We start from the raw sequence: 10,424 nt of genomic DNA, 5'->3' as shown, positions 1-10,424 counted from the left end.
TTCCTCCGTAGGCCGCAACGGGCTCAGTTGGTGGTGTTGCCCATCGCGCGTTCGATGAGGTCGGCGACGTCCATATCGGCGATCAGGTGCGCGGCGTTCTGCCGTGTTGCCGAGGAGGCGACGGTGGTCGCGCCGGAGTCCGCCGCCCCGGGAGTCGCGGCCACGAGACGCAGCAACTGCTGAAGCACGCCCAGCTCCTCGAGCCGGTTGAGGGGTACAGAGGCGAGGGCCTTGCGCAGCCCGACCTCGTCCACGTCGGCGAGTTCCACCGTTCCGGTCGCGGCGTCCGGGATCAGCTCCGCGCGCAGATGCTCGGTGATCGCGGCGGGTGAAGGGTAGTCGAAGATCAGCGTGGCCGGCAGCGAGATGCCCGTCGCCCCCGCCAGCCGGTTGCGCAGCTCGACCGCGGTGAGCGAGTCGAAGCCCAGCTCGCTGAACGCCTGTCCCGGAATGATGTTCCCGGGGTCGGTGTGCCCGAGCACGACGGCGACTTCGTCGCGGACCAGGTCCAGCAGCGCCTCCGTTTGCGCCTCCTCCGGGAGCCCCGCCAGCCGGACCGAGAGGGAATCGGCGGGGACTGGTCCGCCGACGGCGGCATTGCGCCGGAGTTTGCGCACCAACCCCTTCAAGATGGAGGGCAGTTGGTCGGCCCCCGCTTGTGCGGACAGTGCGGTGAGGTCGAACTTGACCGGTATCGGAGCCGGTTCATCGGCACCGATCGCGGCGTCGAACAGCGCCATGCCCTCCTCGACGGACAACGGGCGAATACCGCTGCGCCGCATGCGTGCCTGGTCCGTTTGGTCGAGGGCGCCGGCCATGCCCCCGATGTCATCCCACAGACCCCACGCCAGCGACACCGCCGACAGACCCTGCCCTCGACGCCACCGAGCAAACCCGTCCAAGAACGCGTTCGCAGCCGAGTAGTTGCCCTGCCCCGGACCACCCAGCACACCCGACGCCGAGGAGTACAGGACAAACGCGTCCAGGTCCAGGTCCCGCGTCGCCTCATGCAGCGTCAACACCGCATCAACCTTCGGACGGAACACCCCCGCCAACCGCTCCGGCGTCAACCCCGCGATCACACCGTCATCCAGCACACCAGCGGTATGCACCACACCCGACAACGGAGCCCCCGCAGGAACACTCCCCACCAACTCGGCCAGCGCATCACGATCGGCCACATCACACGCCGCCACGACCACCTCCGCCCCAGCCCGCTCCAACTCCGCCCTCAACGCCACCGCACCCGGAGCATCAATACCCCGCCGACTGGCCAGCACCAGACTCCGCACCCCATGCACCGCAACCAGATGCCGGGCCACCACAGCACCCAACGTCCCAGTACCACCCGTCACCAACACCGTCCCACCGGGCCGAAACACCCCACCCCCCGACGGCACCGCCACCACCCGCACCAGCCGCGGCACGAACACCCCGCCCGAACGCACCGCGACCTGCGACTCGCCCGAAGCCACGACACCCGCCAACACCCCACCAACAGGCACTGGTTCACCCGCCGCCACATCCACCAAAACCACCCGACCCGGACTCTCCGCCTGCGCCGAACGCATCAAGCCCCACACCGCAGCCGCCACCGGATCCACCCCAGCAGACCCACCCCCGACACCCACATCCACCGCACCCCGCGTCACCACCACCAGCCAACCCGAACCCGAAGACCCAAGGAACGACTGCGCAGCAGACAGCACACCAGCGGTCACCTCACGCACAGCCCGGGCATCCAACGAGGCCGACGGCACCTCCAAGACCTCGACCTCGACCTCGACGTCGTCCGCGTCCTCACGCACCGGCACAGGCGACCACTCCACCCGGAACAACGCATCACCATCACCGCCACCGGACACCCGCAACTGCTCCTCAGTGACCGCCCGCAGCACGAGCGACTCCACCGACGCCACCGGAACACCCTCACCGTCGGCCAGATCCAACGACAGCGACTCCGCCCCCGTCGATGTCAGCCGGACCCGCAACGACGACGCGCCCGAAGCATGCAAGGACACACCATTCCACGCGAACGGCAGGAACAGCCCCTCGCCATCGGACTCGCGCGCACCGGCGAAGGCCCCCGCGTGCAGCGCGGCATCCAGCAACGCCGGGTGCAGACCGAACCCGGCAGCCGAATCCACCTCACCCGACGGCAACGCGACTTCCGCGAACACCTCGTCGTCTCGGCGCCACACCGCACGCAATCCCTGGAACACCGGCCCATAGCCATAACCACGGTCGGTCAACTTCTCATACGCGTCTGACACGTCCACGGCCACCGCGCCCTCCGGCGGCCACACACCGAACCCGGCAGCAGGGACAGCAACCTCCGCACCCAGTTGACCACTCGCATGACGCACCCACGGACTGTCGGCCTCTGTGTCGTCGGGCCGTGAGTACACCGCGACCGGCCGTACACCGCTGCCGGTGTCCGCTCCGACCGAGACCTGCACCCGTATCGCACCCCCATCGGGAATCACCAGCGGAGCCTCGATCACCAGCTCGCGCAACGCCCCCGTACGGACCTCGTCCCCGGCGCGGACGGCGAGTTCCACGAGGGCGGTACCCGGCAGGAGGACGGTGCCGGACACGGCGTGGTCCGCCAGCCAGGGCTGCGCGGCCAGCGACAGCCGGCCGGTACACAGGACGCCACCGGTGTCGGGAACACTGATCACCGAGTCGAGCAGCGGATGTTCGAGCGCGAACGCGGGGTCAGCGACCGGCACGTTCGAGTTCAGCCAGAACCGCTGGCGCTGGAAGGCGTACGTGGGCAGGTCCACACGGCGGGCACCGGCCCCGGCAAAAACCTTCTCCCAGTCGACATCGACACCACGCGAGTGCAACTGCCCGAGAGTGACCAGCAGCGCCCGGTCCTCCGCAAGATCCCGCCGCAGCGACGGCACACAGTCCTGCGCCACCATTCCCGACAGCACCCCATCAGGCCCCAACTCCACGAACGTGGAAACCTTCTGGTCCCGTAATGCCTGGACACCGTCGTGGAAACGGACCGTGCCCCGCACATGCTCCACCCAGTACTCCGGCGAACACAACCGACCCGCGTCCGCCACCTCACCCGTCAGATTCGACACCACCGGCAGCACCGGCTCGTGAAACGTCAGCCCCGCCACAACCCGACGGAACTCCTCCAGCATCGGATCCATCAACGACGAATGAAAAGCATGCGACACCCGCAACCGCTTGGTACGGCGGTCCTCGAAACGGGCCACCACCGCCGCAACCGCATCCCCCGCACCCGACAGCACCAACGACGTCGCACCATTGACCGCAGCGATACTCACACCGTCGGTCAACAACGGCGTGACCTCGTCCTCCGCCGCCTCGACCGCGAACATCACCCCACCCGACGGCAACGCCTGCATCAACCTGCCCCGCGCCACCACCAAAGCCGCCGCATCCTCCAACGACCACACACCCGCCACAAACGCAGCCGTCACCTCACCAATCGAATGACCCGCCAGGTAGTGGGGACGCACACCCCACGACTCCACCAACCGGAACAACGCCACCTCAACCGCAAACAGAGCCGGCTGCGCATACCGCGTCTCATCCAGCAGATCCCCGCCCTCGAAGACCAGATCCTTCAGCGAACGGCCCAGAATCTCGTCCACAGCCGCGCACACCTCGTCGAAGGCCTCCGCGAACACCGGGAACGCGGCGTGCAGTTCACGCCCCATCCCCACCCGCTGCGCACCCTGACCCGTGAACAACACACCCAGACGACCCGGAATCACTACTTGCGGATCCACCGACGCAAGCCCCTCCCGCGCCTCCTCCACCGAACCCGCCACCACCACCACACGATGATCAAAACGAGCACGCGCCACCGCCAGCGAAAGCGCCACATCCGTGAGACTCAGGCCAGGTTCCTGGCCAAGGAACCCGGCCAGACGCGCCGCCTGCACGCGCACCGCCTCCGGCGACCTCCCCGACACCACCAACGGCACCACCCCATCCGGCACCACCGCACGCTCCACCCGAACCGCAGGCTCAACAGCCTCAAGGATCACGTGCGCATTCGTCCCACTGATACCGAAGGAGGAGACCGCCGCGCGGCGCGGACGGAACGGCTCTGCCGGCCACTGCCGCGACTCGGTGAGCAGTTCCACCGCACCCGCCGACCAGTCCACCTTCGGCGACGGCTCATCCACATGCAGTGTCTTCGGCAGCACACCATGCCGCATCGCCTGCACCATCTTGATCACACCCGCCACACCCGCAGCGGCCTGCGCATGACCGATGTTCGACTTCAACGAACCCAGCCACAACGGCCGGTCCTGACCGGGCCGCTCCTGACCATAAGTCGCGATCAACGCCTGCGCCTCGATCGGATCACCCAACGACGTACCCGTACCGTGCGCCTCGACAACATCGATGTCAGCCGCCGACAGACCTGCACTCGCCAACGCCTGCCGGATCACCCGCTGCTGGGAGGGACCGTTCGGAGCGGTCAGGCCGTTCGACGCACCGTCCTGGTTCACCGCACTGCCCCGCACCAGAGCCAGCACCTCGTGCCCGTTGCGGCGGGCGTCCGACAGACGCTCCAGCAGCACCAGGCCCACGCCCTCAGCCCATGACGTGCCGTCCGCACCCGCCGCGAACGACTTGCACCGTCCGTCCGCAGCAAGGCCCCGCTGCCGCGAGAACTGCACGAACGCGATCGGTGTGGACATCACCGCCACACCTCCGGCCAGGGCGAGCGAGCACTCACCATTCCGCAGGGACTGCATCGCCGAGTGCATCGCCACCAACGAGGACGAACACGCCGTGTCCACTGTCAGGGAAGGGCCCTCGAGCCCGAGAGCGTACGAGATACGGCCGGAGGCCAGACTGCCCGCGGCCACCGCCTCGCTGTAGTCGTGGTACATGGCGCCGGTGAAGACGCCCGTCCGGCTGCCCTTCAGCGACGTCGGATCGATCCCGGCCCGCTCCAGCACCTCCCACGACGTCTCCAGCAGCAACCGCTGCTGCGGATCCATCGCCAACGCCTCACGCGGACTGATCCCGAAGAACGCCGGATCGAACTCCCCCGCATCATGCAAGAACCCACCATGGCGAACCGTCGACTTACCCACCGCGTCCGGATCAGGATCGAACAACCGCGCCACATCCCAGCCCCGGTCCTCCGGGAACGCCGAGATGCCATCACGCCCCTCGGCCACCAGACGCCACAGATCCTCCGGCGAAGCCACACCACCGGGCAGCCGGCACCCCATCGCCACAATCGCGATCGGATCCTCCGCCACCGAAACCGCAGACAGCCCCCGGCCCGCCACCGACTCAGCGGCCACCGCCTCCTCGCCCACCAACTCCAGACGCAAAAACTCAGCCAGCACACCCGGCGACGGATAATCAAAGATCAACGTCGCCGGCAACCGAAGACCCGTCACCGCATTCAAACGGTTCCGCAACTCCACCGCCGTCAACGAATCAAAACCAAGATCGTTGAACGCCTGCCCGGCACCGATACTCCCCGCACCCGCATGCCCCAACACCACCGCAACCTCACCCGACACCAACTCAACGAGATGACGCTTCTGCTCGTCGACCGTGAGCGCCGCCAAAGAACCGGTCAAGGAGTCGCCGATGGTGCTGCTGGTCTCAGCGACCGCGGTCCGCCGTGGTCTGCGGACCAGGCCCCGCAGCATGGAGGGCATCCGGTCGGTGGCCGCCTGCTCGGTGAGGGCGGCGAAGTCGAACTTGACGGGAACCAGGTGCGCTTCGTCAGCGCCGAGACCGGCGTCGAAGAGCGCCATGCCCTCTTCGACGGACAACGGACGAATACCACCACGGCTCATACGGGCCTGGTCGGACTCCCCGAGCGAACCCGTCATCGCACTCGACGCACCCCACAGGCCCCACGCCAGCGACACCGCGGGCAGACCCTGCCCCCGGCGCCACTGCGCGAAAGCATCCAAAAACGCATTCGCAGCCGAATAGTTGCCCTGCCCCGGACCACCCAGCACACCCGACGCCGAGGAATACAGGACAAACGCGTCCAGATCCATGCCCCGCGTCGCCTCATGCAACGTCAACACCGCATCCACCTTCGGACGGAACACCCCCGCCAACCGCTCCGCCGTCAACCCCGCAATCACACCGTCATCCAGCACACCAGCGGTATGCACCACACCCGACAACGGAGCATCAACAGGAACACCGGCCAGCAACCCGGCCAACGCATCACGATCGGCCACATCACACGCCGCAACCCGCACCACGGCGCCGGCCTGCTCCAGCTCCGCCTTCAGCGTCCGCGCCCCGGGCGCGTCCAAGCCCCGCCGACTGGTCAACACCAGACTGCGCACACCATGCACCGCAACCAGATGCCGCGCCACCACCGCACCCAACGAGCCGGTCCCACCCGTCACCAACACCGTCCCACCCGAACGGAACACCGGCTCAGCCGACGACGCCACGACCGCACGCACCAGCCGCGGCACGAACACCCCGCCCGAACGCACCGCAACCTGCGGCTCACCCAAAGCCACCACACCCGCCAACACCCCACCAACAGGCACAGGATCACCCGCCGCCACATCAAGCAGAACAATCCGGCCGGGATTCTCCGCCTGCGCCGAACGCACCAGACCCCACACCGCAGCCACCACCGGATCCACCCCACCAGACCCGCCCCCCACAGCAACAACCACCGCGCCCCGCGTCACCACCACCAAACGCCCCGAACCCGACGACACAAGAAACGACTGCACAGCAGACAGAACACCAGCAGTCACCGCAACCACAGCCCCGGCATCCGGCGCAGCCGACGGCACCTCCAGAACCTCCACATCGGCCGCGGCATCCGCGTCGTCACGCACCGGCACAGGAGACCACTCCACCCGGAACAACGCATCACCACCACCGCCGCCCGACACCCGCAACTGCTCCTCAGTGACCGCCCGCAACACGAGCGACTCCACCGACGCAACCGGAACACCCGCACCATCGGCCAGATCCAACGACAGCGACTCCGCCCCCGTCGATGTCAGCCGGACCCGCAACGACGACGCACCCGAAGCATGCAGGGACACACCACTCCACGCGAACGGCAGGAACAGCCCGTCCCCGTCGGACTCACGCGCACCGGAGAAAGCCCCGGCGTGCAGCGCCGCATCCAGAAGCGCCGGGTGCAGACCGAACCCGCCGACCGAGTCCACCTCACTCGCCGGCAACGCGACTTCCGCGAACACCTCGTCCTTACGCCGCCACACCGCACGCAGCCCCTCAAAAACCGGCCCATAGCCGTAACCGCGGGCGCCCAGCTCTGTGTACAGGTGCGACACATCCACGGCTACCGCACCCTCCGGCGGCCACACACCGAACCCGGCAGCAGGGACAGCAACCTCCGCACCCAGTTGACCACTCGCATGACGCACCCACGGACTGTCGGCCTCTGTGTCGTCGGGCCGTGAGTACACCGCGACCGGCCTCACTCCGCTGCCGATGTCCTCACCGACTGAGACCTGGATACGCACCGCGCCCTCATCGGGAACCACCAGCGGAGCCTCGATCACCAGCTCCCGCAGTACCCCCGCACCAACCTCGTCGCCCGCGCGAATCGCCAACTCCACCAGAGCAGCACCCGGCAGCAGGACCGTGCCGGACACGGCGTGGTCCGCCAACCATGGCTGCGTGACCAGCGACAACCGGCCAGTGGCAACGACACCACCCGTCTCGGGCACACCCACCACGATGTCGAGCAGCGGATGTCCGGTGGCCAGGGCTGGATCCCCGCCGGACACCGACGGGTTCAACCAGAACCGCTGGCGTTGGAAGGCGTAGGTGGGAAGGTCCACACGCTGTGCGCCGGTCCCGGCGAACACCTTCTCCCAGTCCACATCGACACCACGACTGTGCAACTGCCCGAGCGCGGTGAGCAGGGCCCGGTCCTCCGCAAGATCCCGCCGCAGTGAGGGGACGCAGTCCTGCGCCACCATCGCCGACAGCACACCGTCAGGCCCCAGCTCCACGAACGTGGAAACCTTCTGGTCGCGTAATGCCTGGACACCGTCGTGGAAACGGACCGTGCCCCGCACATGCTCAACCCAGTACTCCGGCGAACACAACCGACCCGCGTCCGCCACCTCACCGGTCAGATTCGACACCACCGGCAGCACCGGCTCGTGAAACGTCAGCCCCGCCACAACCCGACGGAACTCCTCCAGCATCGGATCCATCAACGACGAATGAAAAGCATGCGACACCCGCAACCGCTTGGTACGGCGGTCCTCGAAACGGGCCACCACCGCCGCCACCGCATCCCCCGCACCCGACAGCACCAACGACGTCGCACCATTGACCGCAGCGATACTCACACCGTCGGTCAACAACGGCGTGACCTCGTCCTCCGCCGCCTCGACCGCGAACATCACCCCACCCGACGGCAACGCCTGCATCAACCTGCCCCGCGCCACCACCAAAGCCGCCGCATCCTCCAACGACCACACACCCGCCACAAACGCAGCCGTCACCTCACCAATCGAATGACCCGCCAGGTAGTGGGGACGCACACCCCACGACTCCACCAACCGGAACAACGCCACCTCAACCGCGAAGAGGGCCGGCTGCGCATACCGCGTCTCGTCGAGCAGGTCCCCGCCCTCGAAGACCAGATCCTTCAGCGAACGGCCCAGAATCTCGTCCACAGCCGCGCACACCTCGTCGAAGGCCTCCGCGAACACCGGGAAAACAGCGTGCAGTTCACGCCCCATCCCCACCCGCTGCGCACCCTGACCCGTGAACAACACACCCAGACGACCCGCCACCACACCCTGCGGATCCACCGACGCAAGCCCCTCCCGCGCCTCCTCCACCGAACCCGCCACCACCACCGCACGATGATCAAAACGAGCACGAGCCGTCGCCAGCGAAAACGCCACATCGGACAGAGTCAGCCCACGCTCCTGGTCAAGGAACCCGGCCAGCCGCGCCGCCTGTGCGCGCACCGCCTCCGGCGACTTCCCCGACACCACCAACGGCACCACCCCGTCCGGCACCACCGCACGCTCCACCCGAACCGCAGGCTCAACAGCCTCAAGGATCACGTGCGCATTCGTCCCACTGATACCGAACGCCGACACACCCGCACGCCTAGGACGGTCCGCTGCTGCCGGCCAGACCCGCGACTCCGTCAGCAACTCCACCGCACCCGCCGACCAGTCCACCTCAGACGACGGAGCATCCACATGCAGCGTCTTCGGCAGCACACCGTGCCGCATCGCCTGCACCATCTTGATCACACCCGCCACACCCGCGGTCGCCTGGGTGTGACCGAGGTTCGACTTCACCGAGCCGAGCCACAACGGCCGGTCCGCCGGGCGCCCTTGCCCGTAGGTCGCGATCAACGCCTGCGCCTCGATCGGATCACCCAACGACGTACCCGTACCGTGCGCCTCCACCGCATCGACGTCCGTGGCGAGCAGCCCGGAGTTGGTCAGTGCCTGGCGGATGACACGTCGCTGCGAGGGACCGTTGGGCGCGGTGAGACCGTTGGACGCGCCGTCCTGGTTCACCGCACTGCCGCGCACGACCGCCAGGACGTCGTGGCCGTTGCGCCGCGCGTCCGACAGACGCTCCAACAGGAGCAGACCCACACCCTCCGCCCACGACGTACCGTCCGCGCCCTCTGCGAACGCCTTGCAGCGCGCGTCCGACGCCAGTCCTCGCTGCCTCGAGAAGGCCACGAACGCGCCCGGCGTGGCCATGACGGACACACCGCCGGCGAGCGCGAGTGAGCACTCGCCGCTGCGCAGCGCCTGAGCTGCCAGGTGGATGGCGACCAGCGCGGAGGAGCAGGCGGTGTCGATGGAGACGGCGGGGCCCTCGAAGCCGAACGTGTACGAGACACGGCCGGAGGTGACCGCACCGGCGCTGCCGGTCAGGGCGTATCCCTCGGTGCTGGACTCCCCGCCCTCAAGGCTCGGGATGTAGTCCTGAGGCTTGGTCCCGGCGAAGACACCCACGTTGCGGCCCCGCAGCGAGGTCGGGTCGATGCCCGCCCGCTCGAAGACCTCCCACGAGGTCTCCAGCAGCAGCCGCTGCTGCGGATCCATCGCCAACGCCTCACGCGGACTGATTCCGAAGAAGGCGGCGTCGAACTCAGCGGCGTCGGTGACGAAGCCGCCCTCCTTGACGTACGACTTCCCGGGGCGCTCGGGGTCGGGGTCGAACAACCCGTTCACGTCCCAGCCGCGGTCGGTCGGGAACGCGGAGATGCCGTCGGTTCCCCCTGCGACCAGCTCCCACAGGTCCTCGGGCGAGGACACGCCGCCGGGGAGGCGGCAGCCCATGGAGACGATCGCGATCGGGTCCGCCTTCTCGGATTCGACCTCGCGCAGCCGCTTGCGCGCCTGGCTGAGATCGGCGAGGGCTCGCTTGAGGTAGTCGCGCAGCTTGTC

At 68.1% G+C, this 10,424-nt stretch carries 1 protein-coding gene; it reads right to left on the bottom strand.

Annotation, left to right across the window (positions count from 1 at the left end):
- Positions 1-23: 23 nt before the first annotated feature.
- A complete protein-coding gene (locus OG933_RS42255) occupies positions 24-10,418 on the bottom strand; it encodes a type I polyketide synthase (protein WP_405633694.1) in 10,395 nt (3,464 codons plus the stop codon).
- Positions 10,419-10,424 lie beyond the last annotated feature (6 nt).

It is taken from the genome of Streptomyces sp. NBC_00016, assembly GCF_045040885.1.
GTDB lineage: Bacteria > Actinomycetota > Actinomycetes > Streptomycetales > Streptomycetaceae > Streptomyces > Streptomyces coriariae.
This window is presented reverse-complemented; position numbering and strand designations above follow the sequence as displayed.